Genomic DNA, 26,336 nt, shown 5'->3' on the forward strand with positions numbered 1-26,336 from the left:
GGGCGACGAGGTGCTGGACCTCGTCGCCACCCGTGTCTCGCTACACCGACTGCAGCACGTAGAACTTGAGGTACTTCCCCTCGGGGAACTGCAGGCGCACGGGGTGGTCCGGCGGCTGGTAGCGCTCCTCCACGAGCGCCAGGTCCACGCCGGCCTTGAAGCCCGCCTCGCGCACCGCGCCCATGAAGTCATCCGGCGTCACGCGCGCCGAGCACGACGCCGTGGCCAGCAGCCCACCCGGCCGGAGGATGCCCAGCGCCTGCCGGTTGAGGGACGCGTAGCCGTCGATGGCCGCCTGCACCGCGCGCTGGCTCTTCGCGAAGGCCGGCGGGTCCAGGATGATGAGGTCGAACGTGCGGCCCTCTTCCTTGAACGACTGGATGATCTTGAAGACATCCGCCGCCAGGAAGTCGTGCTTCTCCGCGGGCAGCCCGTTGCGCGTGAAGTTCTCACGGGCGAGCGCAATCGCGTCCGGGTCCAGGTCCACGGAGAAGACGCTGTTGGCCCCGCCCAGCGCCGCGTTGACGGAGAACCCGCCGCTGAAGCTGAAGCAGTTGAGCACGTCGCGGCCCTTCGCCAGCCGCCGGATGAGGTAGCGGTTCTCCCGCTGGTCCAGGAAGAAGCCCGTCTTCTGTCCGCGCCACGCATCCACCATGAACGTCGCGCCGCGCTCGCGGATGGGGATGAGCTCCGGGGCCTCGTGGCCGTAGAGCATCTTCCCGGAGCCGCGGCCCTCGTCCTCGTCCACGTCGTCGCGCCCCACCTCGTCGCGGCCGAGCACGCCCTTGAGTCCGGGCACGCCCGCCTTCAGTGCCTCCAGGATGAGCGGCCGGTAGGGCGTGAGGCCCGCCGAGTACAGCTTCATCACCGCCCAGCCCGCATAGAGGTCCACCACCACGCCCGGCAGCCCGTCGCCCTCGCCGTGAATCAGGCGGTAGCTGTCCGTGTCGGTCAGGTCGATGAGGGACGTGCGCTCGTTCAGCGACTGCCGCACCCTCCGGGTGATGAAGGCCGCGTCCACCGCCTCGCGCGGATCTCGCGTCAGCACGCGCACGGCGATGGCGGAGTGCGGGTCGTAGTACCCGCGCGCCACGAACTTCCCATTCTCCGTCAGGTCCACCACGCAGCCGGCCGGAATCTTCGGCACGTGCTCCAGCGCCTTGCGGAACACCCACGGGTGCCCCGCGCGCAGGTGGCGCCCCAGTCCTCGCGCCAGCTCCAGCTTCACGACATTCACGGTGTCACTCCTCAAAGGGCCGCGCGGGCCCGGCGGGCGAGGATGGCTCTTGCCAGCTCCTCGAAGCCCCGCCCTTCGGCCGCCCGGGTGATGAAGGCCGGCGGCGCGTCAATCCGGTCCAGGACGGAGCGAACATTGGCCACGCCCACGCCCAGTGCAAATGCTGCGAACATCGGGGCGTCGTTGAAAGAATCCCCCGCGTACACGTAGCGCCCGTCCGCCGGCTCCAGTCGCTCGCCCCACGCCACCTTCGCGAAGCGCCGCGTCGCGCTCAGCTTGTCGAAGCGGCCCAGCCAGCAGTTGACGTGCACCGACGAGCGCACCGCCGTCACCCCTCGCGCCGTCAGGAGGGACTCGATGCGAGCCGCGCCGTCATCCCCCAGCCGCGCCTCCTCGTTGTAGTCCACGGCGAGGTCCACCTCGGTGTACGCGCTGTCCAGCGACAGCCGGGCACCGGGGACCTGTTTCAGGACCCGCGCCACCTCCGCCTGGAGCCGCTTCCGGTTGGCCACTCGCTGGGCGGGGGCCTCCGCGTACACCTTCCGCATGCGCCCGTGCTTCCCCTTCAGGAAGAACAGGCCACCGTTCTCCACGATGACGCCGTCCACGGGGAGCTGCCGCGCCCACGCCTCACCCCACCCCGCCGGCCGACCGCTCACCAGCACCACGTGCAGCCCGGCGGCGGACAGGCGCTCGAGCGCCCGCACCGTGTCCGAGCGCAGCTTGTGCCCCGTGGTGAGCGTGCCGTCCACGTCCGTGAAGACGCCCTTCACGCGGGACAGGTCCGCCTCGCGCAGCGGGCGCGGAGGGGCCACCTTGCTGGACGCCGCCATCACATCACGTCCAGCTGGGCCAACAGCCCCTGGAAGGACTCGATGGTGGAGCGCAGGTCCGCCGGGGAGAGCTGGCCAATCTGGAGCTTGCGCGCCTTGCGCAGGAAGGCGTCCAGCTCGGAGTCCCTGCCATAGAGGGACTGGGCGCTGCCGGCCGCCTCCGCCAGGGCACGCGCGGCGCCGGCCGGGTCCGAGCCCACCAGCGACAGGGCCCGCTCCAGCCGCACGCCGCAAGAGGCCCACACCTCGCGGTCGTGGATGATGAGCACCTGCCGCTGATTCACGGCGGACAGGCCGCGCACGAACTCGTCGAGCTGCTCCACCACCACGACCAGCTCCGGCCGGGCGGGGTTGGGGAGGATGGACAGGCGGCCCACCTCGGCGCGCATCTCCACGATGTGGCGCTTGTCCTGCGCGCGGAGGTTCCGGTACGCGGCGGTGCGGCCGAAGGCGTCCAGCTCCGTCTGGAGCTGCTGCGCGTTCCACTGCACGTCCTCGGGCTCGGCCTCGCGGACCTTCTTGAGGCGCGAGGAGATGATGCGGGCCAGGTCGGAGGTAATCGCGCGCACCGTCACCGCGGCCTTCACCTCGGCCTCGTACCCGGGCACCACCTGCGCCCGCGTCACCTCTCCGAAGGTGCCCACCGACTCGAAGACGAGGTTGCTCATCTGCTCGCGGAAGCGGGCCCGGAAGCGCTGGATTTCCGACAACAGCGTCCACCGGTCGCTCACCACGGACGGGTTGCGCATCGCCTCGCCGAGCTGGGTGACGCCCTGCGCAATCTGGCTCATCGCCTCCCGGAGCAGGCCGGAGGGGTCGTCCGCGCCATCCGGCCGCTTGCCGACCTCGTCCGCCGCGCGGCTCACGGTGTCGGCGATGCCGCCCAGCGGCTGCACGGGGAACTGCTCGCGGATGACGTTGAGCAGCGCGTTGACGTCCATCACCGTGTCGCGGATGACGGGCGCCATCTCCTCCCACAGTGACAGGTCCGGGGACGAGTCCACGACGGGCGTCTCGTACTTCACCAGGTCCATGTCGCTCAGCCGGGCGATGGCCTGGGCCGCGGCGGCGTACACCTTGCGCAGGCGGCCGGCGAACGCACGGTCGGGGATGGACTTGAGGATTTCTTCGAGCCTCGGAGACAGGGAGGCCGGGGGATTTTCAGCGGCTTCGGACACGGGACGCACACTCTACTAGCGCTCGACTTCGGCGCGAGGGAGTTCTAGCACTCGCGTTCAGGCACGGCCGCCGATTCGGGAGCGCTACGGGATGATTCAGGTCTGTCTGTTGAAGGACGGTCAGCTTGTCACCGGCGGGGAGGAGCTCCTCGCGCACGACGGCCGGAAGTGGGTCGACGTGCAGAAGCCAACCGAGGAAATCATGGCCCGGCTGGCGGAGCGGTTCGGCCTGCACAAGCTGGCCGTGGAGGACTGCCTCCACCTGGACCAGCGACCCAAGCTGGAGGAATACCCCAACCACCAGTTCATCGTCCTGCAGGGCTTCTCCGTGGCCAGCAAGGACGTGTGTGACCTGACGCTGCACGAGCACCACTTCTTCCTGTCTCACGACTGGCTCATCAGCGTCCACGAGTTCCCCTTCGCCGGGCTGGAGGCGGTGAGGAAGCGCGTGCAGGACGACCCGAAGGCGACGCTGGAGCGGGGCACGGACTTCGTCCTCTACATGCTGGCGGATGGGCTGGTGGACGCGCAGTTCCCCATCCTGGACGCGTTCAGTGACGAGCTGGAGGACCTGGAGGTCGCCATCTTCGAGAACGTGGAGAAGGGGCACCTGCAGCGCATCTTCGAGATGAAGCGGATGCTGGTGACGGTGCGCCGGGTGCTGTCGCCCCAGCGGGACGTGGTGGGGCTCCTGTCGCGGCGGGGCCTGCCCAACATCCATGACCGGACGACGCTCTACTTCCGCGACGTGTACGACCACCTGGTCCGGCTGTACGAGCAGATCGACGCGGGCCGGGACATCGTGGGCAACGTGATGGACGGCTACCTCTCCATGGTGGCCAACAAGACGAACGACATCACCAAGCAGCTCACCATCTTCTCCACCCTCTTCCTGCCCCTGTCCTTCATCGTCGGGTTCTTCGGGCAGAACTTCGAGGTGCTCTCAGCGAAGGGCTACTACTACGCGATGTGGGTGACGATCATCGGGTTCCCGGTGGCACTCATCCTGTGGTTCAGGCACAAGCAGTGGCTCTGACGTCTCCGACGTTGCACGGAGGAAGCGCATGCTGACGGTGACCGTCGACGGAATCCCCCTGCACTACCGCGACGTGGGCCAGGGGCCACCCGTCCTGCTGCTGCACGCGTTTCCGCTCAGCGGTGATGCCTTCGACAAGCAGGTGAAGGCCCTGTCGGGGCGCTACCGCTTCATCATCCCGGACCACCGGGGCTTCGGGCAGAGCAAGCCGGGCGAGGGGCCCACGGAGATGTCGCGCATCGCCCGGGACGCGCTGTCGCTGCTGGACTCGCTGAAGCTCGACGCCGTGGTGGTGGGCGGCGTGTCCATGGGCGGCTACGCGGCCATGGCGCTCTTGCGCGAGGACGCGGGCCGGGTGCGTGGGCTGGTGCTGGTGGACACGCAGGCCACGCCGGATGACGAGGCAGGCAAGGCGCGGCGCGAGGCCTCCGCGCAGGAGGTGCTGGCGAAGGGCGTGGACCCGCTCATCCAATCGCTGCTGCCGAAACTGGTCGCCGCGGGGCCGAACTCGCCGGTGGGGCACGAGGTGGCGGCGCTGATGCGCACGGCGTCTCGCGAGGGGCTCGCCGCCGCACAACGAGGGATGGCGCTACGGCCTGACAGCAAGGACATGCTGGCGCGCTACGCGGGCCCGGCGCTGGTGGTGGTGGGCGAGCACGACGCCATCACCCCGCCCGAGAAGGCGAAGGCCATGGCGGACCTCATCTCCGGCGCGAAGCTGGAAGTCATCCCCGGCGCCGCGCACCTGCCCAACCAGGAGCAGCCGGAGCGCTTCAACGCGGTGCTGGACGCGTTCCTGTCCTCCATCCACGGGGGTGTGCCAGAATAGGCGCATGTTCCTGAAGGACGTCGAGACGCATGAGTCGGACGGCCACTACGGCCAGCTCATCCGGAAGATGCGCGAGGCGGGCTCGCCCATGCCTCAAATCTGGCACCTGTTCGCCTTCAAGCCGCGGATGACGGAGGCCCTTTCCGTCTTCACCCAGGAGGTGATGCGCGGCCCCTCTCCCCTGTCGCCCGGCCTTCGAGAGCTCATTGCCGCGTACACCTCGCGCGGCAACGAATGTTTGTTTTGAACGGGCTCTCACGCCGCGGTCGCGGCGGAACTGCTGGGCAGCACGGATGTGGTGAAGGCGGTGCTGGAGGACGTGGGCTCGGCGCCCATCTCCGACGCCGAGAAGGCGCTGTTTGCCTTCGTGGACAAGCTCAATCTCCAATCGGCGCAGGTGCGCCAGGAGGACATCGACGGCTTGAAGGCGGTGGGCTGGACGGACGAGGCCGTCTACGACGCCATCTCGGTGTGCGCGTTGTTCAACTTCTACAACCGCTGGATTGACGGCACCGGCGTCCAGGCGATGCCCGCGGAGATGTATCACCGCAACGCGCAGCGACTGTCGCAGGGCGGGTACGTCGACTCGCCACTCACCCCGCCGAAGAAGTAGCGCGCGGGGACTTCAGCGCCCGCGCCGCGTGCGGCGGGTGGCCTCCTCGAGGACGTGCTCCTTGAGGAGGTAGCCGAAGCCCGCGTTGCGCAGGCGCAGGACGAGGTCGTCCCGGGTGGTGTTGAAGCGCTCCGCGGCGCCCTCCAGCTTCCAGCCGGACAGGGCCAGTTGCTGGAGCAGGTACGCCCGCCGCGTCTGGGCCGCGGAGAGACGGTACGTCTTGAGGTACTCCAGCGTGCCGTCCTCGCGGACGATGGCCTCGCCCAGGTGGTTCTCCTCCGAGGGCACGAGGCTCGTGTGGAAGCGCTGCAGGAGGAATGGCCCGGCCTCGTAGATGCGCTCGGACGTCACCGGGGCTCCGAAGAGTCCGCCCGCCATGAAGGCGTGGAAGTCCGCCCAGTCGGCGCGCATGCGCGCCACCGCCGCGCGCAAGTCCTCCAGGCTGGCGATGCGCGCGTCGTCCAGGGACAGCCCGAGCTCGGGCGCCGCGCCGAGGAAGCCGTACTGGAGGAGCAGCTCGCCGTAGAAGTCCTCCAGCAGCGTGCGGTGCAGCACGCGGTAGTCGTCCGGGTGCGAGACGACGAAGGCGGACAGGAGCACGTCCGCGTTGAAGAGCAGCAGGCCCACCTGTCGCTCGTGGACCTCGAAGGTGCGCAGCGCGCCGTCCAGCGCGGAGCTGGCCCAGCCGGGCACCGCGCTCTCGATGCGCGGGCTCAGTCCGTGGGACAGCGCCTCGCGGGAGTACTCCGTCCACGCCACGTCCGGCCCGCCGAAGTGCAGGGCCAGGAAGCCCTCCATGGCCAGGTGCAGCGGCAGCATGCGGAGCTGGTTGCGGTCCTCGCGGTGCACCATGCGGTGCAGGAGCCGGACGGAGAAGGGCCCCACCTTCACGCGCTTCCCGTCGGGCGCCTGGAGCTGCGTGCCCTGGACGGCGTCCGCCTGCCGCTGGCCCCACGTCACCACGAGCCCGTGCGGGACGTACGTGCAGTACTTGAGGCCCGGGGCCTTCAGCTCGCCCTCCAGCGAGACGACGGTGAGGTGGTCGTCGTAGGTGCGGCGGTTGAAGCGGAGGTCGTCCCTCACGGAGTCGCGCAGCACGGGCACCAGCCGGATGCCACCCCATACCTGGGAGGGCGCCAGCCGCAGCCCGGCGGGCTCCAGCTTCTCGAGCAGTCGCGCGTCCGTCATCCCTCGCCCTCCTCGGACACCACCAGCGCCACCGGGGCCGCGACGGCGGCGTCTCGCTGACGCCTGCGGACGTCGCGCTCCCGCAGCCCCCGTACGCGCGCGGACAGGTAGTCCTCCAGCTCCGCCAGCGGGGCGGCGCCCTCGGCGAAGCGCGCGAAGCCGAGCACGGTGGGCAGGTCCTCCGCGTCGCGCACGCCCACGGTGGGAACAGCGGTTCCAAAGGAGCGCGGCGCGTACTCCTCCGCGTCGAACACCGGGTTGACGTGGACCAGCGCCGTGCGGCGCGCCGGGTCCAGCTTCGCGCGGTAGACGCGCGTCAGCTCGGCCACGGCCTTCGGCGGGTCGTTGTCGTAGCCGTCGGAGACGATGACCACCAGCTCCGCGCCCCACGCCAGCGCCTCCAACAGTGGCGTGGCGATGTCCGTCTGGCCTCGCGCGCCAATCCGCACCGCGTCCTCCACGGGGCACGTCCAGAAGGCGCGGTAGTCGCGCGACGCGGCGGACAGCAGGTAGTGCGCGGCCAGCGCCACGCCCAGCGGCCGGCGGCGCTTCTCCAGCGAGCCGGAGGAGGAGTAGCTGCTGTCCAGCACCGCGGCCACCCGGCCCAGGGATACGGGCGCCCGGCCCAGCACGCGCGCCGAGGCCCGCTCCAGCGCCGTGTGGAGCTCGTCGCGCCGCGTCCGCCGCTCCTCCTGCTTCAGCGACAGGATGTAGAGGGCCAGCTTCGTCAGCGGCGCCCGCTCCAGGTCCACCGGGGGAGCCTTGCCTCCATCACGCGCCGCGGACTCCTGGAGGCGCAGGCGCTCCGCCGGGGTGAGGCGCGGCTCGATTCGCTGGAGGAACACGTCCCGGGGGATGCCGTGCTTCGCGGCCAGCCCTTCCGCCACCGTGTACGGCAGCGCATAGACGGCCTCCTGCGTGTAGTGGGCCTGGCGGAACGCCTCCAGCAGCGGCTGGGTATACGTGCGCTTCTTCCAGCCGTGGATGAGGAAGGGGCCCAGCTCGCCGGGGAGCTTCACGTGTCCGTGCACCACCGCCGCGCGCAGCTTGGAGCGGTACTTCACCGCGTCGAAGGCCAGGTCCGCGCGGCCCTCCAGGTACTCACGGACGACGGCGCGGGCCCGGCGGTTGTTGATGCGCCGCGCGCGCAGGGACTCCAGCACGCGGAAGGCGCGCGGCGGAGGCAGCGCGCGGAGCGTGGCGGCGATGAGGGCCCCCTCCTCCTCGCGGTCCTCCGGTGCCGGGGGACTGCCGCTGGCCAGCAGGTTGAGGACGATCTGCGCCTGGTTGAAGTGGTTGATGCCGGCCGCGAGCGTGCGCGCGTAGAGGCGGCGGTAGTTGCCCAGGATGTACTGGTGCAGGAACTCGATGGAGACGGACTGGCCACGCGCGTCGCCGTAGAACTCCCGCTGTCCGGTGCAGGAGAAACACGCGTTGACGAACATCACCAGGTCCTCGCGGGCGACCTGTTCGCTGCGGACTTCCATCACCGCGGCCATCGTTCGCACTTCCTCCCCGGGCTCCGGGGCTGGGATGGAAGCGCCGCTCGGGGAAGAGGGATACGACCAGCGTGTCAGGCTCCAAAGGCTTGAATCGGAAGTCGCATCGGAGTCCCGCGAGCGGCACTCCCACGCTACCACACGCCACGGCTGGAGAATCCTGACGGCCCGGACCCGCCCGGGCTGGAGGCTCAGGGCTGGCAGGTGACCTCGTCACCCTCCACCGAGCAGTCGGAGCAGGTGGCTGTCTCCTCCAGCACGCCCTGGCGGCACTCGAGGACGGCCAGGCCGTCCGAGCGGCACACGCCCTTGCCCTCGGCGCTGGAGGCGCAGGCGTCGCCGGCCCGGTTGTTGGACGTGTCGCAGCGGACGGCGTCATCCGTCTCGCGGCAGCCCAGCGGGCCGCGGCAGGGCACCTCGCGCCACGTGCCGCTGCGGCACTCCAGCGCGAGGACGTCTTCCTGACAGATGAAACCACTCCCTTCACAACTGTCTCCCGCACCCTGGCTGCAGCCGGCGAAGAGGAGGGAGCCAACGACGGACACGGCAACAAGGAGGGAGCGGTTCATGAGCGTGCGGCCAATATTTCGAGCGTCCCGCTCCCGGTCAACCTCCCAGTGTCTCCTGGAAGAAACGGCGGAAGTTTCCACCGGCGACACGTTCCACCCAGGACTCTGGATGGCGTTGCAGTAGCGCCTCGGTGAGCAGACGCAGGTCCGTGACGTCCTTCATGCCCCGGGGGAGCGCCACCATGCCGTCGTAGTCGGAGCCCAGGCCCACGCCCTCCACGCCCATGACGTCCACCGCGTGCTCGATGTGGCGGACCACGTCCGCCACCGAGTCCCCGCCCAGGTACACGGGTGCGAAGATGATGCCCACCACCCCACCCCGGTCGGAGATGCGCCGCAGGGCCGCGTCGGAGAGGTTGCGCCAGCCGCCCCCCGCTGCCCGCACGCCCGTGTGTGAACAGAAGTACCGCACCGTGGGGTGTGCGAAGAGGTCCTCGAGCGTGCTCTCCGAGGCATGTGCCACGTCCACGCTCAGCCCCAGCCGCGCCATCTCCTCCATCACCTCACGGCCCAGCGGCGTCAGCCCGCGGTTGCCCATCATCGGAAACGAGGAACCGCCCAAATCGTTGTTGGACAGGTGGGTGAGCCCCATGAAGCGCACCCCGCGCCGGTGCAGCTCCGCCAGTCGCTCCACCTTCCCTTCAATGGCATGTCCCCCCTCCACCCCCAGCACCGCGGACAGCCGCCCGTGCGCGAGGTTGTCCTCCAGCGCGGCCCCGGTGGTGGTGATGCGCGCCGCGTCTCCGGAGCGACGGCAGAACTCCTCCATGCGCTCAATCTGCCAGAGCGCCCGCGTCCACTCGCTCGCGCGCGCCTCGCGCGGCCACCCCCGCCACGCGGCGAACACCGGGAAGCCCCCGATGAAGGGGAAGCCCCGGGTGACGATGGTGAAGCACTGCAGCTTCACCCCCGCCTCCCGCAGGCGGGGGAAGTCCACGTGCCCTTCCTCGGAGCGGGCCGTCAAATCCCGGTTCCACATCAGGGAATCCGCATGCCCGTCCGCGATGCACCAGCGCTGGTGGAGCTCAGTCACGTCACCCATGCGCGGCAGTCTGCCCGGCCGGGCGCGCGAGACAAGCACCACCCGCGTCCGGGCGCCGATGCCCGACAGGCCCGAGGGCCCCGGGCCTGCCCACCGCCCGCTCACGCGTCGCGCGGGGAGTCCGCCCGCCGGCTGGATTCCGACCGCGCCGGGTCCTCCCACCGCAGCACGTCCGCGGACCTGCGCCGGGAGCGGGCGTCACGGCGCACCTGGGCCCCCTCGCGCTCCGCCTCCCGGGGGCCGTAGCTGTAGCCCAACCCGCCCAGCACGCCGCGCAGCGCGTCCCGCAGCTCCAGTCCGGACTGGAAGCGCTCCGCCGGCTCACGCCGCAGGAGCCGCGTGAGGATGGCGCGCATGGGGCCGGACAGTCCCCGCGTGGCGCGCTCCACGTGCTCCGGGGCGAGGCACGCCATGCGCGCGGCCATCATGGGCGCCGGCAGCCAGCTGGGCACCTCCGCGAGCAGCGCCTCCGCCTCCGGGACGGGCCCCGCCGCCAGCGCCGCGCGCTCCACGTCCTCCAAATCCAACAGGTGCAGCCCGGTGAGCAGCTCCAGCAGCACCACGCCCAGGGAGAACAGGTCCGAGCGCCCATCCAGCGGCTGGCGCGCGAGCACCTCCGGGGAGGCATACGCCAGGTCCCCCCGGACGACGTGACCCTCCGTGCCCACGCGCCCCGGCAGCTTCGCCCACGCCATGGCGAAGTCCGCCAGCTTCACCCGGCCGTGCACGTCCAGCCGCAGCGTGCGCGGAGACACGTCCCGGTGGACGATGCCCAGCGGCAGGCCCCGCGCGTCCTCCAGGGAGTGGGCGTGGTGCAGCGCGTCCGCGACCTCCGCGCCCACGTAGGCGCCGAAGGCCTCCGAGAAGGGCCGCCGCCGCAGCGCCGCGAAGCTGGTGAGCGTCTCCAGGCTGTGGCCCTCCACGTACTCCATGACGAGGTGGGGCGAGCCCTCGTGGACGCGCACCAGGAACACCTGGGCGATGGCGGGGTGGCTGAGCTGCATGAGCAGCTTCACCTCTTCCCTCAGGCGCGCGCGCCCGTGGGTGTCCCCCGCGTCCTGCAGCCGCTTGATGACCACGAGGTCACCGGGCGTGTCCGCGTAGTGCCGGCGCGCGAGCAGCATCTCCCCCGGGCCCCGGGGGCAGAGGAAGCGGACCAGCTCATACGAGGTGGCCCCGGCGGTGAAGAGGATGAAGGGCTTGGAAGACGGGTGCTCGGGGTGATGGGTGGCCATAGGCTCCTGGGCAGGAAGTCCTCCCCTGGGTTGGGAAGGCGTGAGAAAACCTCACGGGTCCCTCCTACCACCCACGTCCGACACACCCTCCCGACCTGCCAGCACGGATTCACGAATAAAAGGGAACGGCCCCCGCCGAAGCGGGAGCCGTCCGAGCCGGCCCGCGAGGAAACGGGCCGGCCACTGCGCCGTGCGTGGGACTACGGCTTCTTCTGCACCGGCTTCGTGACGGTCAGCTCACGGGCCACCATGTCCTTGCCGTCCATGACGTAGGAGGCGCGGACCTGGGTCCCCTCGGTGATGTCTCCCAGCTTCACCGGCGCGTTGTTCTGCAGGATGCGCGTCTGGTCGTTCGTCTTCAGCTTGAGCTGCTTGTTGTTGGTGGTGTCGACCAGGGTGAGCGAGTCATGCCCGGTGGAGAGGACGCGGCCCTGGACGCTGGCCGCCGCCGCGGCGGACGTACCGGCCACGCCGGAGCCGCCCTGCGCCAGGTCGTCCTGACGCTCACGCGCGTCCTCGTTCAGGTCCTCCTGACGGTTCGCCTGGGCCTCGGCGAGGTCCTGCTGCTCCTCGCGGACGTCCTCCTGCGCGCTGGCGACTTCCTCGTTCGCGTCCTGCCGCGCGCCAGCGATGTCCCGCGACTCCTCCTGGCGGGCCTCGGCCGTCTCCTTCGCGGCCTCCTGCTGGGCCTCGGCAACGTCGCGACGCTCGGACTCGACGTTGTCACGCTTGCAACCCGAAACCATCGCCAGACCCGCCACCGCGGTGACCGCCATCATGAGCTTGCGCATATATCGTTCCCTTTCCCTTGGAGTTCCCTTGGAGCCGGGGACCCTGTCCTCCGGCGTTGGGCAGAAAGTGAGCGTCGTTCCCCTCCTTGCACAGGGCTTGCCGATGGCGATTCACAGACACAGGGGAAGCCTCCGGGCCACTCGCCGCCCGGCCGCCCGGCCGCTTCCCCAGGAACAATGTCGACAGTCACACGACGGGTGGGAACGGGATTTCCCACCGCGCGTCAGGAGCCGCCGTCGGTGCCGCCGTCCGGGATGCCCGCGTCAACGCCGCCGTCGAAACACAGCGGAGCCCCACCCGCCGCCCAGCGGGCGATGAGCGTGCGCTGCTCCGCCGTGGGAAGGGCCACGGTGCTGGGAGATGGCGGCATGTCCTGGTTCACCGAAGCCCGCTGCCGGATGCGCTCCGCCTTCGCCTGCGCGCCCGGGAGCCCGCCCGCGTCCGGCGCGTAGTAGTCCAGGCGGAACGAGGTCTCGTTGCTGTCGCGCGTGTCCACGCCGTGGCACGAGCTGACGCAGCTGGCGGCCATGATGGGCTGGATGTCCGCGCACCAGGTGGGCACCGGCCCCGCGTCCTCCCCGCCCCCGTCGGAAATCCCCGGCAGTCCCAGCACCTCGCACGTGCGTCCCTCGCCCGGTCGCGCGGCGACGCAGACGTGCGTGTCCGGGCAGTCCCCGACGACGTCGCACTTCTTGCCGGTGAAGTCCGCCACGTCGATGGTGCAGGCCAGCGCCGCGCAGAGGGAGAGCGACACGCTCGCGAGAAGTCTCTTCATGGCGTGGCTCCGGCGTCCGCGCCGGCATCCGCCGTGGAGGGCGGCGGGTAGATGACCTCGCAGCGCCCCTTCCCTTCCGCCCCGTCCACGCACCGGTAGCGCGCGGGACAGCCGGTGTCGTCCGAGCATTGCCAGTCGGCGACTTCGTCCACGTCGATGGAGCAGGCGGCGACCAGCGTGGTGGCGAGGACGAGCAGTCGGGGAGGAAGGCGGGCAGCCAAGGAGGGCTCGGTCAGAAGTGGTAGGTGAGGCTCGCCGCGTCGGCGGCCGGCTGGGGGAGCAGCTCCAGCACCAGCCCGTACAGGACGGCGGCGCCCGCGGTGGCGTAGAGGAGGTTGGCGGAGGCCGCGGCGGTGCGCGCCCTGTCGAGGGTGACGCGCGCGTCGTGGGCGGACTCCAGGCTCTGGGCCCGCCGGGCCTCTCCCTGCGCGAAGAAGCCCAGCCCCAGCCCGCCCAGCGCCAGCACGCCCCCCGCGACGAAGGCATACCGGTGGCCATGGAGGACGGGCGTGGGCGCGCGCACCGGAGCGTCCACCGCGGACGGCTCGGCGGCTCGGGCACCGGCGGGCATGGCGAACGTCAACAGCAGCACGGTGGCGACGAGCCTGCTGGAAGCCATGAGCATGACCGCGAGTATAGGCGTGACGCGGGCGGACACGTCCATGAGAGAGCGCGTTGACAGCGTGGAGGCCCCCCTGTAGTCCGTGCCCAGGTCCCCGTCGCAAGGAGCCGTGACGCCGTGCAGGTCTGGGTCAACGGAGAGACACGCGAGGTGCCGGAGGGAACCACCCTTTCGGCGCTGCTGGAGTCGCTCCAGGTGGGCGGTCCCGGTGTGGCCGTGGAAGTGAACGCGGAGGTGGTGCGCCGCGCCCGCCACCCCGAGCACCACCTCCAGGCGGGAGACCGTGTCGAAATCGTCGCCTTCGTCGGCGGCGGCTAGGAGACTTCCATGAGCATCCAGGACAAGCCCTTCACCCTCGCGGGTGTCACCTTCGGCTCGCGCCTCATCCTCGGCACGGGGAAATACCCGAGCCACGACATCATGAAGCAGTGCCACGAACAGTCCGGCACGGAGATGGTGACGGTGGCCGTGCGCCGGCTGGATTTGAAGGCCACCGGCGAGGCGTCGCTGATGAGCTGGATTGACCGCAACCGCCTGCGCCTGCTTCCCAACACCGCGCTCTGCTACACGGCGGACGACGCGGTGCGCACCTGCCGGCTCGCCGAGGAGCTGGGCATGAGCAAGTGGGTGAAGCTCGAGGTGCTCGGCGACGAGAAGACGCTCTACCCGGACGTCGAGGAGACGGTGAAGGCGGCGCGCATCCTGGTGAAGGAGGGCTTCACCGTGCTGCCGTACACCAGCGATGACCCCATCACCGCGCGCAAGCTGGAGGACGCGGGCTGCGCGGCGGTGATGCCGCTGGCCGCCCCCATCGGCAGCGGCCTGGGCATCCGCAACCCGCACAACATCCGCCTCATCATGGAGACGGTGAAGGTCCCCGTCATCGTGGACGCGGGCGTGGGCACGGCGTCGGACGCGGCCATCGCCATGGAACTGGGCGTGGACGCCATCCTGATGAACACGGCCATCGCCGGGGCGAAGGACCCGGTGCGCATGGCGGTGGCCATGAAGAAGGCCGTGGAGGCGGGCCGCGACGCGTACCTCGCCGGCCGCATCCCCCGGAAGGCCTACGGCTCCGCGTCCAGTCCCCTCGACGGCATCCACCACCAGTAGGCCCGTGGCGGTCCCCCGGCTCATCGTCATCACCGACTGGCGCCTGCCTGGCGAGCGGCTCTCGAGCGCGCTCGCCCGTGCGCTGGAGGCGGGCCCGGAGGTGGCCGTGCAGCACCGCCACCCCGAGGCCACCGGGCGCCAGTTCCTCGAAGAGGCCCGCCTGCTCGCCGGGCTATGCGCGGCGCGGGGCAACCCGCTGTTCATCAACGGCCGGCTGGATGTCGCGCTCCTCGTGGGCGCGCACCTGCACCTGCCCGCCCACGGGCCCACGCCCGAGGACGTGCGTCCCCACCTTCCCACCGGGCGGCTCGTCAGCGTGGCCGTCCATGACGAAGCGGAGGCCCGGGCGGCACGCGGCGCGGACCTGGCGCTGGTGAGCCCGGTGTTCTCTCCCGGCTCCAAGCCCGGAGACACCCGGGCGACGCTGGGCCCCGAGGGCTTCGCGGCCCTGGCCGCCGTGCTTCCCTGCCCGGCGCTCGCGCTCGGCGGCATCACCCCCGAGCGGGCGCGTGCCGTGCGGGGCGCCGCGGGCTTCGCCGTCATCTCCTCGGTGCTGGAGGCGGAGGACCCGGCGGCCGCGGCCCGGACCCTGCTGGCCGCATGCCCGGCGCAGGCTATGCTGCGCCTTCCGTGAGCCCCACACCCGTCCCCGAGCTGCGCCCCCTCGCCATGGGGGAGATGATCGACCGTGCCGCCACCTTCTGGCGTGCCCACCTCAAGCCGCTCTTCGTGATGAGCTTCGGCTTCTCGCTGGTGAACTACATCGCGATGAAGGCCACCGTCCTCTCGGGCCAGCGACTGACGCCGATGCTCTACTCGAGCGACGCGCAGGCCCAGGCCCAGAAGGACCCCATGGGACTCATGGGCGAGGCGGGCCTCTCCATGGGGCTGTGGATGGTCCTCCTGGCGTTCCTCTTCTGGAGCTACTGGATGGCCACCCTGGCGGCGTCCCGGTACGTGGTGTCGGCGCAGCTCGGCGAGCCCGTGAGCCCGACGGACGGCCTGCGCCGCGCTTTCTCCCGCGTGGGCTCGGTCACACGTGCCTATCTCCTGTCCATCGCGTGGGCCGGGCTGATGACGGTGCTGCTGCTGGCCCCGGGAGCCATCGTCGGCGGCATGGCCGCCGCGGCGGCGGTCATGGGCTCCAACACGCTGGCCATCGTGCTCGCGGTGGTGGGCGCCCTGCTCGCCGGCCTCGGGCTCATCGCCGCGATGCTCTGGTACTTCCTGCGCTTCCTGCTGCTGCCGCCGGTCATGGCCATGGAAGACCTGGGAGCGTGGGACTCCTTCAAGCGCTCCGGGGAGCTGCTGTCCGGCCGCATCGAGCCGGGCTTCCTCGGCCGGGTGGTGGTGCGAGCCATGGTTCTCTACACGGTGATGAGCCTCATCCTCATCTCGGTGCAGCTCGTCTCCAGCATCCCCTCGTGGCTGGTGATGGCACCGTATGGCAACCCCTTCGAGGCGGGGACCATGGCGCGCACGCCCCAGTTCGTGCTGGTGCCCGCGGAGCTGGTGCAGGTGGTGGCGCAGTCGTGCTTCACGCCCATCTACTTCGTCTTCTGCTCGCTGTTCTATCTGGACATGCGCGTGCGCCGGGAAGCGCTGGACCTGGAGCGGCGCATGGACTCGCCGCCGGCCGCACCGACGCTGGCCGTCTGACACGCCTTCGCCTCGCGAGCTCAACGTGACGAGCCTGTCCCTGCTGATGCTGCTGGCCACCCTGCCCTGCGCGGAGCGTGAGCGCACCGCGCGGCTGCTGGAGGAGACGGCGGCCACGCGCCCCTCCGAGCTGCCCGCGGTGGTGGACGGGCTGTCCACGAGCATGGGCGGAATGCCGCTGCCCTCGCCGGAGCAGGACGCGCCCGCGACCGAGCGTGCGAAGCAGCTCACGGGCTTCCTGGAGCGGGCGTGCGCGCTGCAGGAGGCGGAGCGTGGAGCACCGGCCGCGCTGCCGCCGGGTGAGCCGGAGCGACTCAAGGCCATCCTCGACCGACCGGAGTTCTCCCGGGCCCGCCAGCGTCACGGGGACCTGGTGAAGCGGCTGTTGCGCGAGCTGGAGGCCTGGATGGAAGGCCTCTTCGAGTCCAACGAGGCGCAGAGCTTCGCGGTCGCCACGCGCGCGGTGATGTTGGGACTGGCACTCTCGCTGGTGCTGTGGGGCGCGCTGCGCCTGGCCGCGCGCCGGGGACGGAAGGCCGCCGCGCCCCTCGCCTCGACGCTGGCCGAGGTGCCGCTGGTGCTGGACTCGCCGGGAGAGCACCTGCGGCGGGCCCGGGCGGCGCTGGGCGAGGATGCGCGCGAGGCGATTCGCGAGGGACTGCTGGGCCTGCTGTCCGCGCTGGAGCAGCGGCGGCTGGCACGACCGGACCGGGTGAAGACCAATCGCGAGCTGGCGGCGGAGCTGCCCGCGCGCGGCGCGCCCGCGACGGTGGTGAGCGAGGTGGAGCGGCTGGTGGGTTGGTACGACCGGGCCTTCTATTCGCTCGCGCCGGTGCCGCCGGATGAAGCGGCGAGCTTCGTCGCCGCGGTGGAGCATCTCAACGGCTCGCTGCCGGCGGCGGGGGCACGATGAAGAACCTCCGCATCGCATCCATCTTCGGCGTGCTCATCGCCCTGGCGCTGGCGGTGGGCCTGTCCACTCGCGCGGACTCGCCGGAGTCCGTGGTGCCCACGGTGGAGAACACCGGCGCCCAGGGTGCCCGGGCGCTCTACCTCTACCTGCGCGAGGGCGGCCGGCCCGTGGACGCGCACACGGCCTCGCTGGAGTCGCTCCCCTCCGGCACGCGCACGCTGGTGCTGTCGTCGCCCCAGGGCCGCCCGGTGTCGAAGGAAGAGGTCTCCGCGCTGGAGCAGTTCGTCCGGGCCGGAGGCACGCTCGTCTACCTGTCCCCACGCGAGCTGGGCAAACACCAGGCCGCACTGGAGGAATGGCTCCGCTTGGATTCGGGCCCGCTGATGCCCGCGAGCAGTCGCGGTCTCGACTCCACGCTGGCGGACGCGGGCGGCACCACCGTGGATATCTGGCTGGCCGCTGGCCCCCTGCGCGGACTCTCCGGCCTGCGCGTGTCCCAGGACCGGGGCCTGCGTCTGCACCACGACGACGCCCTGCCCCTCGCGGGCCTGGGCGGTGCGGTGGCCGTGTGGCGCTGGCCGCTCGGCGCCGGCGAGGTGTACGTGCTCGCGGGCGCAGACCTTGTGGAGAACCGGCGACTGGAGCTGCTGGACAACCTGCGCTTCTGGGATGCGCTCGCGGCACGCGGCCCACTGCTGTTCGACGAGTACCACCACCAGCTCGCGCCACCGCCGCCGCTGTCACGCGGCATCTGGGTGTTCGTCGGGCAGGTGCTGCTGGTGGGTCTGCTCTACGCCGTGTCCCGGGGCACGCGCTTCGGCGCGGCCCGGCCCCTGCGCCAGGAGCGACACCGCTCGGCGCTGGAGTACGTGCGCAGCATGGGCTGGCTGATGCGCCGCGCGAAGGTGGAGCGCGAGCTGCTTCCCGAGCTGGACCGCACCCTGCGGCAGCTCATGCAGGAGCGGCTGGGAATCCCCCTCGCGCTGTCCGACGCGGACGCGGCCCGCCTCATGGAGCGAGGAGGGAAGGACTACCTCGAAGCGAAGGCGGACCTCACGCGGACGCTCGCGCAGGCGGACATCCGTGCGTCCGACTACACGCGCGTGGCCCGCCACTACGCGCACCTGGAGCGCGTGGTGACGGGCCGTGAGTCAGAGGCTCGCAAGGACGCGGCCTAGAGGTCCTTCCCGTCGGCCACGAGGGCGGCGCCCACGTGGTGGCGGATCTCCTCGACGCGGGCGTCCCAGCTCTCGTTGAATATCTTGTCCGCGCGCTCACGGTTCGGGCCGGGGCCTTCCGAAAGGCACTCGTCGACCTTGGCCACGAAGTCCTCGGTGTTCGAGGCAATCTTGCACAGGCCCACCTTGCGGACCTCGGGCAGGTCCGTGGACACCACCGGCAGGCCCGAGGCCAGGTACTCGCGCACCTTCAGCGGATTGGCATTCAGCGTCAGCTCGCTGACCTTGAAGGGCATCAGCGCCACGTCGAAGGCCTTGCTGTAGCCCGGCAGGTCCGCGTACGGCTTGCGGCCCAGCATGTGGATGTTGGGCTCGGCGCGCAGCTTCGAGTCATCGCAGTCCGGCGTCGTCTTGCCGATGATGACCACCGAGCCCTCCGGATGGGCGCGGGCGGTGGCGATGATGGCTTCCTGGTCCACCCAGTCCGCCACCAGGCCGAAGAAGCCGATGACGGGCTTGGGCAGGCTGGCGATGTCCGCCGGAATCTGCGTGGCGGGGTCACACGCCTTCACGAAGTGCGTGAAGTCCGTGCCGTGCCGCACCAGCACCGTGCGCGGGTTGATCTTCGACTTGTTCTCCCGCAGCCGCTCCGCGGAGGTGATGCAGATGTCGGCGCGGCGCAGCAGGCGATCTTCCAGCTCCGCGATGTGCTTGCCGTTGGTGTCCGCGAAGGCGGCGAACTCGTCCACGCAGTGGTAGACGACGAACTCCTCCCCCAGCGTGCCGGACACCGGCGCGGACGCCGGCAGGAAGCTCCAGGAGATGGGCTTCTTGAAGTTCAGCTGCTTCATCGCCCGCAGCACCTGGAGCCGCAAGAGGTGCCGGTTGGCATTGCGCACCAGCTCCGAGCCGTAGAAGGGAATCGCCAGCGGCGACAGCACGAAGAGGTTGGGCTGCACCTCCTTGATGCCCTGGGTGAACTTCTCCAGCTTGCCGAGGATGCGCTTCGCATCGTGCGCGTTGGCGCGCGGCGCGCGGTTGCCGATGCTGTTCACCCAGAGGATGCGGTTCTCCCGGGAGAGAATCTTCATGATGTGGACCTTGGACAGCGGGTCCCCATCCCAGTCATTGGAGAACACCACCAGGTCGCGCCCGCGCAGCGCCCGCCGCGACAGGTCCATGTCATCACTGCGCCGCATGTCTCGTCTCTCCTGTATCGAAGGCTTCGTCGTCTGACTTCTTGAAAGGAATTGTCCCGGTGTAGAGCGCGAGCAACTCGGGCCCCACGTCCATCGTCGGCTGTATCGCCGGCCCCGCCGTCACGGCCTCGCGCACCGCGCGGGCCAGGTCCTGCGCATCCTCCGTGGCGAACACCCGGGTCCCCTCGGGACGGACGCACACGTCGCTGGCCACGCAGGGCACGCCCAGGGCCAGCGCCTCACGCACGGAGATGGAGTCCCCGTCGTGCGTGGTGGGCCGGAGGAAGGCATCACTGCGGGCCATCAGTCCGAGCGCCGCCGAGTGCTCCAGTTCCCCCAGCACCTCGAGGTTTCCCGCCACGCCCGATTCACGCGCGTCGCGGATGAACTCCTCCGAATCCGTCCCCGGCCCGAAGAGGGCCAGACCCACGTCCGGGCGCTCCTTCGCGAGGAGCTTCAGCGCGCGGAACGCCAGTTTCCGCCCGTACACGGGCGAAGGGTGGTGCGCCATGGCCAGCAGCGGCTTGCGCCGGGCCCGCGCCGCCTCCACCACCGCGGGCACAGTGCCCGGCCTCACCTGCGAGGACAGGAAGGCCGGATGGACGACGACCTTCTCCTCCGGCACGCCGCACGCGACGATGGCGTCCTTCACCGCGTTGGACACCGCCACCACGCGCGCGTAGCCGGCCAGCGCCACGCGAGCGAAGTTGCGCCGGGCCCCGGACGCCGCCAGGTAGTCCGGCAGCAGCCCCGAGTGGAGGGTGATGATACGGGCCGACCGGAACCCGGGCAGCCCGCCTACCATACCCGCCAGAACCCAGGACTTCGGGTTGTTGCCGCTGGTGTGGACGTGCACCGTCCACCCCGAGGAGATGAACCCCGCCAGCCGCAGAGCGAAAGAAGCAGGACTGCGCGTCGGGATGACGTCCGGAGCCGGCCGGCCGCCCTTCCCGATGTCCAGCACCTTCGCTTCGACCCCGCAGCCGCGCAGGTAACCGTGTAGCTGTTGTACGTGGATGGCTACACCGCCGTACGGAGGCGGGTAGTCGCCGACCAGGAGCACCTTCATGCGAGTCCTCTCCTACTGCCGCATGGAGGCGGGTGGCGGCACCGCGGACAGCGGCGTGCGCTGGGGCAGGAGCCCCATTTCCCGCTGGTACGTGGTGAGTGGGTCCGGGTCCTGGCGAATCACCTTCGCCGGAACACCCGCCACCACCGTGCCCGAGGCCACGTCCTTCAGCACCACCGCGTTGGCGCCAATCACCGCGAAGTCGCCAATGCGGATGTTGCCGAGAATCTTCGCCCCGGCGCCGATGCGCACGTAGTCACCGATGACCGGCGCACCCTCGAGGCCCGAGCGCCCGCCGATGGTCACCTGCTGCGAGATGAGGCAGTTCTTCCCCACCTTCGCCGCCTTGTGGATGACCACGCCGATACCGCCGTAGCCGAGCTGCGTCCCTTCCCCGATCTCCGCATCCTCGGGGATGTACGAGCTGTGCAAATAGTAGATGGCCTTGCGAAGCACGGCCGGAAGCAGGGGCACGCCCCGCCTCTTCAGTCCGCGCGCGAGCCGGTACAACGTCATCGCGTCGACACCCATCACGCCTCCCTGACCCCGATTGCCCGACGGCGAGGAAACTAGGTACCCAACCGTGGGGAGGGAAGTGCTCCCCACGCGTCTATTTCCCGACGCTCAGTCCCGCCCGGCGCGGCCGAAGCCCCGCCAGCAGGCTCAAGGGCCGCACGCCCGCCGCGTACAGCACGCCCAGGTAGCCCATGACGAAGAGCACCCCGGCCGACGCCAGCGGCAGCACGCGCCACACGAAGCCCTCCGGCAGGTGGCTGAAGGCCCCTTCCGCCGCGGCCCTGAGGACGAAGACACCCAGCGCCGCGGCCGCCGCGGACAGCGCGGCCTTGCCCAGCTCCCGCCAGGGGATGACGTCCACCACCCGCAGCTTGAGTTGCGGTGTCGACAGTGCGGCCGGCACCCGCGCCAGCAGCATCGCCTTGCCCACCACCTCCGCCACGGCCCACGAGCCGATGCCACCCATGAGGCCCAGGTGCTTCACGCCCAGCCACACCATGGGCACCGTCACCGCCGCCTTCACCGCGTACGAGGCAAAGATTGCGCGCGTCTGACCCCGGGCGCGCAGCGTGCCATCCATGGGCAGAATCGACAGCACCACGCCCAGCACGCTCACCCGGAACACGGGCACCGCGGGCAGGAACTCTCGCCGAACATCGCCCCGACGAACTCGGGCGCCGCCGCGAAGAGGAACGCGGCGAAGGGCAGGAAGACATAGGCCAGCTTCCCCGCCGCCTCGCGGAACGCATTCACGCCCTCTTCCAGGCGCCCTTCCCGCTCCAGCTCGCCCAGTCGCACCATCAGCACCTCGCTGGTGGGCGTGTAGAGCAGGTCCACCACGGGCAACTGGAAGCAGCCCACCCGGTAGAGCGCGTACATCGCCGGCGCCACCGCGCCCGCCACCATGTACAGGTGCGCGTTCTGCTGGGGAATCGCCAGCAGCATCGCCGCGCCGAAGGGTGCCGCGTACGCGAGCTGCTCGCGGAACAACGTCCGGTCCACCAGCGGCCCGGTGACACCGCGCAGCGACACCATCCACGTCGCCACGTAGCGCAGGCCCGCGAAGGCGGCGACGACGACCATCATCCAATAGAGGGACGCACCCAATAGCGGCGGCACCACCATGACGGCCGCGCGCACCGCGTCGGACACCAGGTAGACGCCCGCGGACGCCTTGGTGCGCCCCTGCGCGGTGAGGGACACCTCCAGCGGGAAGCTGCCCAGCAGGAAGGCGGTATACGCGGCCAGCGGCAGCCGGTACTGCGCCAGCGCCGGGTTGGAGAACCAGCCCGCCACGTACCCCAGGCTCGCGTACACGCCCAGCGCGCCCACCAGGCCCGCCGCGGACATGAACAGCAGCGTCTGCCCCAGGTAGGGCCGCTTCGCCTCCGCGCGCGGCAGGAAGTAGTACAGGCTCTGCACCACGCCGAACGGCAGCACGTAGTAGAGCGTCGTGGCGATGAGGAACAGCTGGTAGTACGTGCCGTACTCGTCCAGGTGCAGCACCCGGGCGAGCACGAGCGGAATGGACAGCGTCAGCCCGGCGGTGAACAGCCGGGCCAACACGAGGGGGCCGGCGCGGCCGAGGAACGAGCCCCCGGACGCCGCCGGCTTGGGACTGCCGCTCACGGAGCCTCCTTCACCGGCGACGTCGCCGCCTCCGGGATGATGATGTTGGCCGCAACCGCCGGGCTCACCCCGGACAACGAGTTGCCGAGGTGGTGCGGACGCTTGCCCGGCACCGGGTGGCTCATGCCGAGCACCCCGAAGCAGTCGTCGAACTGGCACGCGGTGAGCGACGGCGAGTAGTCCCCCGTCATGCCCAGGCTGAAGTTCTCCCAGAGCACCTTGCGCTTGAGGGTGAACGGGTCCCCACCGATGCGGTTGGGGAAGTCCTCCGTCGTCACGCCCGAGCGGAAGCCGTTGGACGACAGCACGCGGATGACCTCGTCCGAGTACCAGCCGTTGCAGTACGCGAAGTCGCGCACGGTGATGCCCACCTCGCGCTCAATCGTGCGCTTGGACTCCAGAATCTCGCGCTCCACCACCGCCTGCGGCTCCAGCGTGAGCACGGTGTGGCCGAGCGTGTGCGCGCCGAACTCGAAGCCGTCGCGCGCCATGCGGCGCACCTCGTCCCAGCCCATGACGTCGCCCTGCTCCGGCACCAGGTCCTTGCCGCCGCCGAGCTGCTGCTCCAGCGCGTCGATGATGTCCGTGAGCACGCGCGTGGGGTACTCGCCGATGAAGTCGTCCAGCGCCGCGGACACCGTCTTCTGCCCGGAGAGGATGGGCCCGAGCAGCTCCAGCGACGGCCCGGGCAGCGCGTCGTACAGCGGCCGGAAGCGGCGCTGCTGGACGCGGTGGAGCAGGTGGAAGAGCCGGTCGTGGTTGAAGCGCTTGTCCGTGCCGATGAACGCCGTCGGAAGGTAGGTGATGGCCGGCACGCCCATCTGCTTCAGGACGGGGTACGCGTACCGGTACACGTCGCGGTAGCCGTCATCGAAGGTGACGACGCACAGGTCCTTCCTCGCGGTGCGCCGTCCGGCCATGACGTCCACCGCGTCACCGATGGAGGTCAGCTCGTAGCCCGCCGCGTTCGCCTCCTCCAGGTGCTTGCGGAACGTCTCCTGGGAGATGAGGAGCCCGGGGATGGAGCGCTGCAATTCCCCCGTGAAGTCGCTCACCACGCGGTGGTAGCTGACGATGAGGATGCGCCGCCCGCCGGACTGGACGCGGCGGTATGCCGCCATCGCCTTGCGCAATCCGCTGTAGTGCATCACTCCCGCCGCCGCCGCCTTGACTGCCCTGCGTACCACCTTGCCCGTCGCCATCACGCCCTCCGCGCGGAGATGAAACCGCCCGCCCACCCGCCTCCTCCCTCACCCGGGAAGAGAACCCGGGGCCGCGCCAGTGCAGGGGGAGTGCCATGCGAAACTAGGCACCCGTTCGGCCCCCGCAGAGGGGAAGCCCGGAAGCGCAGGGGAGCTGCCGGGCGGTGGACACGCCCTCCGGTGGAAACCGGACGGAGCGCACGGGCACCTCAGACCACATGCAGGGGAAAAGCTTTCCTGATCGGGTGGCCCGCTCCTCCACTGACCGGCCGTCCCTCCGGGTTTCACTGGAGGACATTTCCATTTCCGGATACGAACGGCGACGCCGATGCCTTCCCCTTCCGCCCCCGCGCTCGCGCTGCACGACGTCAGCAAGCGCTATGGGCGCCGCTGGGCCCTGGCGCGTCTCACCTACGCGCTCCCCGCCGGCCGCTCTCTGTTGCTCACCGGACACAACGGCTCCGGGAAGACCACCCTGCTGCGCCTCCTGGCCACCGCGCTCAGCCCCACCGCGGGCCGCGTGGAAGTCCTGGGCCGCGACGCGGTGGTGGACCGGGAGGCCGTGCGCCGCGACGTGGCGCTCCTGTCCCACGCCAGCTTCCTCTACGAGGACCTCACCGCGCTGCAGAACCTCACCTTCCTCGCGCGGCTGCTCGGCATCCCCTCTCCGGAGGACGCCGCCAGCGCGCTGCTCACCCGCGTGGGCCTCACCCGCCGCTCGGACAGCCCGGTGCGCGGCTTCAGCGCCGGCATGCGCAAGCGGCTCGCCATTGCCCGGCTGCTCCTGAAGACCCCCTCCATCGCCCTGCTGGACGAGCCCTTCGGTGAGCTGGACCCGCAGGGCATCCGCGACATGGAGGGCATCATCGCGGAGCTGAAGGCCGGGGGCGTCACCGTCATCCTCGCCACCCACCTGGTCGAGCAGGGCATGTCCCTGTGCGAGGAGCGCCTCCACCTGCAGGACGGGCGGGCGGTGGCCGCATGAGCACCCCGCCCCGCCCGCGCCCCGTCGGCCTCATCCCCGCCACCCTGGCGCTCTTGCGCAAGGACCTGCTCATCGAGTGGCGCACCCGCGCGCGCCTCAACGCCATCATCTTCTTCGCGCTGGCCACGCTGCTGATGTTCTCCTTCGCGCTCGGGCCGGACACGAAGCTGCTGGAGAAGAACGCGGGCGGCTACTACTGGCTGGCCATCCTCTTCGCCAGCGTGCTGTCCCTGGGCGAGTCCTTCCGCGTGGAGTCGGAGAACGCATGCCTGGATGGCGTGAGGCTCGCTCCCGCCGACGCGCGCGCCATCTTCCTCTCCAAGGCCCTGGGCAACACGCTGCTGCTCACGGCCCTGGGCGCCCTCATCTTCCCCGTCATGGTGGCCCTGTACGGCGTCGGCGTCGCCACCAGCGTGGCGGACCTGGGCCTCATCCTGCTGCTCGGCTGTCTGGCCCTCAGCGCGCCGGGCACTGTCTACGCGGCGATTTCCAGCAACGCCCGTGCACGGGACGTGTTGCTGCCTCTGCTATTGTTCCCGCTCGTCATTCCGGCCCTCCTCTCCGCAGCCAAGGCGACGACCCTCGTCCTGCAGGGTGACCCCATGAATCAGCTAGGCTCATGGCTGGGGCTTTTGAGTGGATTCAATCTGATTTACTGGGGCGTAGGCTTCCTGCTGTTCCCGCGGATCATCGAGGACTGAGCGATGAACAAGTTCGTCAAGTGGGGCCTGCCGGTGCTGGCCCTGGGCCTGCTGGGTGCGGGCTGGTGGCTGGGGCTGGCCTGGGCGCCTCCGGACCGGGAGATGGGCGACGTCCAGCGCATCATGTACGTCCACGTGCCGCTCCAGTGGATGGCCATGCTGACCATGTTCATCAACTTCGTGGCGGCGGTGTCGTACCTGCTCAAGAGCAAGGCGAGCTGGGCGCTGGACTCCACGGCGGAGGCGGCGGCGGAGATTGGCGTGCTGCTGGGCACCGCGGGGATGATTACCGGCGCCATCTGGGGCCGGCCCACGTGGGGGGTGTACTGGTCCTGGGACCCGCGCCTCACGTCCGAAGCCATCATGCTGGTGACGTACGCGGGCTACCTCGTGCTGCGGCGCTTCGTGGAGGACCCGGACAAGCGCGCCACGTGGAGCGCGGTGGTGGCCATCATCGGCGCCATCAACCTGCCCATCGTCTGGTTCTCCGTGCGCTGGTGGCGCAGCCTGCACCAGGTGCAGTCCAGCCCGAAGACGGTGGACCCGCAGATGGTGCTGCCCCTGCGCGTGTCGGCCTTCGGCATGCTGGCACTCACCCTCTTCTTCCTGGTGGTGCGCTACCGGCAGGCCATGGCCGAGCGCCGGGCCGAGGTGGCCCTCCCCGAGGCGCTGCCCGGCGACCTGTCCTCGCCGGTGGCCCACAACCCCTCGAAGGTGGCCTGAA

General features: G+C 70.5%; 29 protein-coding genes and 1 pseudogene. 13 read left to right on the forward strand and 17 right to left on the reverse strand.

Going from position 1 to position 26,336, the window contains the following annotated elements:
* Positions 1-40 precede the first annotated feature (40 nt).
* From OV427_RS00970 to OV427_RS00980, 3 genes are read right to left on the reverse strand one after another with little or no spacing between them, the layout of a single operon-like run.
* Positions 41-1,237 carry a class I SAM-dependent rRNA methyltransferase gene (locus OV427_RS00970; RefSeq protein WP_267854226.1) on the reverse strand — a complete coding sequence of 399 codons (1,197 nt, stop codon included), beginning with the start codon at positions 1,235-1,237 and terminating at the stop codon, positions 41-43.
* A gap of 11 nt (positions 1,238-1,248) precedes the next feature.
* Complete coding sequence (locus tag OV427_RS00975) at positions 1,249-2,070, reverse strand: HAD-IIB family hydrolase (protein ID WP_267854227.1); 822 nt, start codon at positions 2,068-2,070, stop codon at positions 1,249-1,251.
* Positions 2,070-3,257: a hypothetical protein gene (locus tag OV427_RS00980; protein WP_267854228.1), complete on the reverse strand. Its 1,188-nt coding sequence runs from the start codon at positions 3,255-3,257 to the stop codon at positions 2,070-2,072. Before OV427_RS00980 ends, OV427_RS00975 begins: the two co-directional genes overlap by 1 nt.
* 82 nt (positions 3,258-3,339) lie before the next feature.
* Here OV427_RS00980 and corA point away from each other — a divergent pair, with 82 nt between their 5' ends.
* The 4 genes from corA to OV427_RS01000 are packed head-to-tail and all read left to right on the forward strand — an operon-like array spanning position 3,340 to position 5,726.
* Complete coding sequence (gene corA, locus OV427_RS00985) at positions 3,340-4,284, forward strand: magnesium/cobalt transporter CorA (protein ID WP_267854229.1); 945 nt, start codon at positions 3,340-3,342, stop codon at positions 4,282-4,284.
* Positions 4,285-4,312: 28 nt separating this feature from the next.
* Positions 4,313-5,113, forward strand: coding sequence for an alpha/beta fold hydrolase (locus OV427_RS00990; RefSeq protein ID WP_267854230.1), 801 nt, complete (start codon positions 4,313-4,315; stop codon positions 5,111-5,113).
* Between the two features lie 4 nt (positions 5,114-5,117).
* Complete coding sequence (locus OV427_RS00995; protein ID WP_267854231.1) at positions 5,118-5,360, forward strand: peroxidase; 243 nt, start codon at positions 5,118-5,120, stop codon at positions 5,358-5,360.
* Positions 5,361-5,411: 51 nt separating this feature from the next.
* Entirely contained in the window at positions 5,412-5,726 is a 315-nt protein-coding gene (locus OV427_RS01000; RefSeq protein WP_267854232.1) for a carboxymuconolactone decarboxylase family protein, read from the forward strand.
* 12 nt (positions 5,727-5,738) lie between these two features.
* Here the strand turns inward: OV427_RS01000 and OV427_RS01005 are convergent, their stop codons facing one another.
* The 9 genes from OV427_RS01005 to OV427_RS01045 form a co-directional block, all read right to left on the reverse strand.
* Complete coding sequence (locus OV427_RS01005) at positions 5,739-6,914, reverse strand: ARPP-2 domain-containing protein (protein WP_267854233.1); 1,176 nt, start codon at positions 6,912-6,914, stop codon at positions 5,739-5,741.
* Entirely contained in the window at positions 6,911-8,413 is a 1,503-nt protein-coding gene (locus OV427_RS01010) for a hypothetical protein (protein ID WP_267854234.1), read from the reverse strand. The genes OV427_RS01005 and OV427_RS01010 overlap by 4 nt, the downstream gene beginning before the upstream one ends.
* Positions 8,414-8,604: 191 nt before the next feature.
* Positions 8,605-8,982, reverse strand: a complete 378-nt coding sequence (locus tag OV427_RS01015) for a hypothetical protein (protein ID WP_267854235.1) — start codon at positions 8,980-8,982, stop codon at positions 8,605-8,607.
* A gap of 37 nt (positions 8,983-9,019) precedes the next feature.
* Positions 9,020-10,024, reverse strand: a complete 1,005-nt coding sequence (locus OV427_RS01020; protein ID WP_267854236.1) for a dipeptidase — start codon at positions 10,022-10,024, stop codon at positions 9,020-9,022.
* Between the two features lie 101 nt (positions 10,025-10,125).
* Positions 10,126-11,259, reverse strand: coding sequence for a serine/threonine-protein kinase (locus OV427_RS01025; protein WP_267854237.1), 1,134 nt, complete (start codon positions 11,257-11,259; stop codon positions 10,126-10,128).
* A gap of 200 nt (positions 11,260-11,459) precedes the next feature.
* Positions 11,460-12,050 (reverse strand): hypothetical protein, encoded by a 591-nt coding sequence (locus tag OV427_RS01030; RefSeq protein ID WP_267854238.1) that lies wholly within the window; start codon positions 12,048-12,050, stop codon positions 11,460-11,462.
* Between the two features lie 224 nt (positions 12,051-12,274).
* A complete protein-coding gene (locus tag OV427_RS01035; RefSeq protein ID WP_267854239.1) occupies positions 12,275-12,826 on the reverse strand; it encodes a hypothetical protein in 552 nt (183 codons plus the stop codon).
* Positions 12,823-13,047, reverse strand: coding sequence for a hypothetical protein (locus OV427_RS01040; protein ID WP_267854240.1), 225 nt, complete (start codon positions 13,045-13,047; stop codon positions 12,823-12,825). The genes OV427_RS01035 and OV427_RS01040 overlap by 4 nt, the downstream gene beginning before the upstream one ends.
* Before the next feature lie 11 nt (positions 13,048-13,058).
* A complete protein-coding gene (locus tag OV427_RS01045) occupies positions 13,059-13,445 on the reverse strand; it encodes a hypothetical protein (RefSeq protein ID WP_267854241.1) in 387 nt (128 codons plus the stop codon).
* A gap of 120 nt (positions 13,446-13,565) precedes the next feature.
* Between OV427_RS01045 and thiS the strand changes: the two genes are divergently transcribed.
* The 6 genes from thiS to OV427_RS01075 are packed head-to-tail and all read left to right on the forward strand — an operon-like array spanning position 13,566 to position 18,311.
* Positions 13,566-13,766, forward strand: coding sequence for a sulfur carrier protein ThiS (gene thiS, locus OV427_RS01050; protein WP_267854242.1), 201 nt, complete (start codon positions 13,566-13,568; stop codon positions 13,764-13,766).
* A 9-nt stretch (positions 13,767-13,775) separates the two neighbouring features.
* Complete coding sequence (locus OV427_RS01055; RefSeq protein ID WP_267854243.1) at positions 13,776-14,561, forward strand: thiazole synthase; 786 nt, start codon at positions 13,776-13,778, stop codon at positions 14,559-14,561.
* A 4-nt stretch (positions 14,562-14,565) separates the two neighbouring features.
* Complete coding sequence (locus OV427_RS01060; RefSeq protein WP_267854244.1) at positions 14,566-15,195, forward strand: thiamine phosphate synthase; 630 nt, start codon at positions 14,566-14,568, stop codon at positions 15,193-15,195.
* A complete protein-coding gene (locus OV427_RS01065) occupies positions 15,192-16,220 on the forward strand; it encodes a hypothetical protein (protein ID WP_267854245.1) in 1,029 nt (342 codons plus the stop codon). Before OV427_RS01060 ends, OV427_RS01065 begins: the two co-directional genes overlap by 4 nt.
* A gap of 25 nt (positions 16,221-16,245) precedes the next feature.
* Positions 16,246-17,133, forward strand: coding sequence for a DUF4129 domain-containing protein (locus OV427_RS01070; protein ID WP_267854246.1), 888 nt, complete (start codon positions 16,246-16,248; stop codon positions 17,131-17,133).
* A complete protein-coding gene (locus OV427_RS01075; RefSeq protein WP_267854247.1) occupies positions 17,130-18,311 on the forward strand; it encodes a DUF4350 domain-containing protein in 1,182 nt (393 codons plus the stop codon). The genes OV427_RS01070 and OV427_RS01075 overlap by 4 nt, the downstream gene beginning before the upstream one ends.
* Here OV427_RS01075 and exoP read toward each other — a convergent pair.
* From exoP to exoL, 5 genes and pseudogenes are all read right to left on the reverse strand, one after another.
* Complete coding sequence (exoP, locus tag OV427_RS01080) at positions 18,308-19,510, reverse strand: spore coat polysaccharide biosynthesis glycosyltransferase ExoP (protein ID WP_267854248.1); 1,203 nt, start codon at positions 19,508-19,510, stop codon at positions 18,308-18,310. The genes OV427_RS01075 and exoP overlap by 4 nt on opposite strands.
* Positions 19,497-20,579 (reverse strand): glycosyltransferase family 4 protein, encoded by a 1,083-nt coding sequence (locus tag OV427_RS01085; RefSeq protein WP_267854249.1) that lies wholly within the window; start codon positions 20,577-20,579, stop codon positions 19,497-19,499. The genes exoP and OV427_RS01085 overlap by 14 nt, the downstream gene beginning before the upstream one ends.
* A 12-nt stretch (positions 20,580-20,591) precedes the next feature.
* Positions 20,592-21,110 (reverse strand): serine O-acetyltransferase, encoded by a 519-nt coding sequence (locus OV427_RS01090; RefSeq protein WP_267854250.1) that lies wholly within the window; start codon positions 21,108-21,110, stop codon positions 20,592-20,594.
* Positions 21,111-21,189: 79 nt separating this feature from the next.
* Positions 21,190-22,724, reverse strand: a pseudogene (gene exoM, locus OV427_RS01095) (spore coat polysaccharide flippase ExoM).
* Positions 22,721-23,845 (reverse strand): spore coat polysaccharide deacetylase ExoL, encoded by a 1,125-nt coding sequence (gene exoL, locus OV427_RS01100; protein ID WP_267863337.1) that lies wholly within the window; start codon positions 23,843-23,845, stop codon positions 22,721-22,723. The pseudogene exoM and the gene exoL overlap by 4 nt, the downstream one beginning before the upstream one ends.
* Before the next feature lie 409 nt (positions 23,846-24,254).
* Between exoL and ccmA the strand changes: the two genes are divergently transcribed.
* Genes ccmA through ccsA form a run of 3 tightly spaced genes read left to right on the forward strand, consistent with a single transcriptional unit; the run spans position 24,255 to position 26,335 of the window.
* On the forward strand, positions 24,255-24,911 hold the full coding sequence (ccmA, locus tag OV427_RS01105; protein ID WP_267854251.1) for a heme ABC exporter ATP-binding protein CcmA: 657 nt from the start codon (positions 24,255-24,257) through the stop codon (positions 24,909-24,911).
* On the forward strand, positions 24,908-25,612 hold the full coding sequence (locus tag OV427_RS01110) for a heme exporter protein CcmB (protein WP_267854252.1): 705 nt from the start codon (positions 24,908-24,910) through the stop codon (positions 25,610-25,612). The genes ccmA and OV427_RS01110 overlap by 4 nt, the downstream gene beginning before the upstream one ends.
* A gap of 3 nt (positions 25,613-25,615) precedes the next feature.
* Positions 25,616-26,335, forward strand: coding sequence for a cytochrome c biogenesis protein CcsA (ccsA, locus tag OV427_RS01115; protein WP_267854253.1), 720 nt, complete (start codon positions 25,616-25,618; stop codon positions 26,333-26,335).
* Position 26,336 lies beyond the last annotated feature (1 nt).

Source organism: Pyxidicoccus sp. MSG2, assembly GCF_026626705.1.
Classification (GTDB): Bacteria; Myxococcota; Myxococcia; order Myxococcales; family Myxococcaceae; genus Myxococcus.

Coding starts and splice junctions, on each gene's coding strand:
- OV427_RS01020 (WP_267854236.1), bottom strand. CDS start 10,024: ATGGGTGACGTGACTGAGCTCCACCAGCGCTGGTGCATCGCGGACGGG.
- OV427_RS01055 (WP_267854243.1), top strand. CDS start 13,776: ATGAGCATCCAGGACAAGCCCTTCACCCTCGCGGGTGTCACCTTCGGC.
- OV427_RS01025 (WP_267854237.1), bottom strand. CDS start 11,259: ATGGCCACCCATCACCCCGAGCACCCGTCTTCCAAGCCCTTCATCCTC.
- OV427_RS01110 (WP_267854252.1), top strand. CDS start 24,908: ATGAGCACCCCGCCCCGCCCGCGCCCCGTCGGCCTCATCCCCGCCACC.
- exoL (WP_267863337.1), bottom strand. CDS start 23,845: ATGGCGGCATACCGCCGCGTCCAGTCCGGCGGGCGGCGCATCCTCATC.
- OV427_RS00975 (WP_267854227.1), bottom strand. CDS start 2,070: ATGGCGGCGTCCAGCAAGGTGGCCCCTCCGCGCCCGCTGCGCGAGGCG.
- exoP (WP_267854248.1), bottom strand. CDS start 19,510: ATGCGGCGCAGTGATGACATGGACCTGTCGCGGCGGGCGCTGCGCGGG.
- ccmA (WP_267854251.1), top strand. CDS start 24,255: ATGCCTTCCCCTTCCGCCCCCGCGCTCGCGCTGCACGACGTCAGCAAG.
- OV427_RS01035 (WP_267854239.1), bottom strand. CDS start 12,826: ATGAAGAGACTTCTCGCGAGCGTGTCGCTCTCCCTCTGCGCGGCGCTG.
- OV427_RS00995 (WP_267854231.1), top strand. CDS start 5,118: ATGTTCCTGAAGGACGTCGAGACGCATGAGTCGGACGGCCACTACGGC.
- OV427_RS01030 (WP_267854238.1), bottom strand. CDS start 12,050: ATGCGCAAGCTCATGATGGCGGTCACCGCGGTGGCGGGTCTGGCGATG.
- OV427_RS01045 (WP_267854241.1), bottom strand. CDS start 13,445: ATGGCTTCCAGCAGGCTCGTCGCCACCGTGCTGCTGTTGACGTTCGCC.
- ccsA (WP_267854253.1), top strand. CDS start 25,616: ATGAACAAGTTCGTCAAGTGGGGCCTGCCGGTGCTGGCCCTGGGCCTG.
- corA (WP_267854229.1), top strand. CDS start 3,340: ATGATTCAGGTCTGTCTGTTGAAGGACGGTCAGCTTGTCACCGGCGGG.
- OV427_RS01005 (WP_267854233.1), bottom strand. CDS start 6,914: ATGACGGACGCGCGACTGCTCGAGAAGCTGGAGCCCGCCGGGCTGCGG.
- OV427_RS01075 (WP_267854247.1), top strand. CDS start 17,130: ATGAAGAACCTCCGCATCGCATCCATCTTCGGCGTGCTCATCGCCCTG.
- OV427_RS01010 (WP_267854234.1), bottom strand. CDS start 8,413: ATGGCCGCGGTGATGGAAGTCCGCAGCGAACAGGTCGCCCGCGAGGAC.
- OV427_RS01015 (WP_267854235.1), bottom strand. CDS start 8,982: ATGAACCGCTCCCTCCTTGTTGCCGTGTCCGTCGTTGGCTCCCTCCTC.
- OV427_RS01085 (WP_267854249.1), bottom strand. CDS start 20,579: ATGAAGGTGCTCCTGGTCGGCGACTACCCGCCTCCGTACGGCGGTGTA.
- OV427_RS01090 (WP_267854250.1), bottom strand. CDS start 21,110: ATGGGTGTCGACGCGATGACGTTGTACCGGCTCGCGCGCGGACTGAAG.
- OV427_RS00990 (WP_267854230.1), top strand. CDS start 4,313: ATGCTGACGGTGACCGTCGACGGAATCCCCCTGCACTACCGCGACGTG.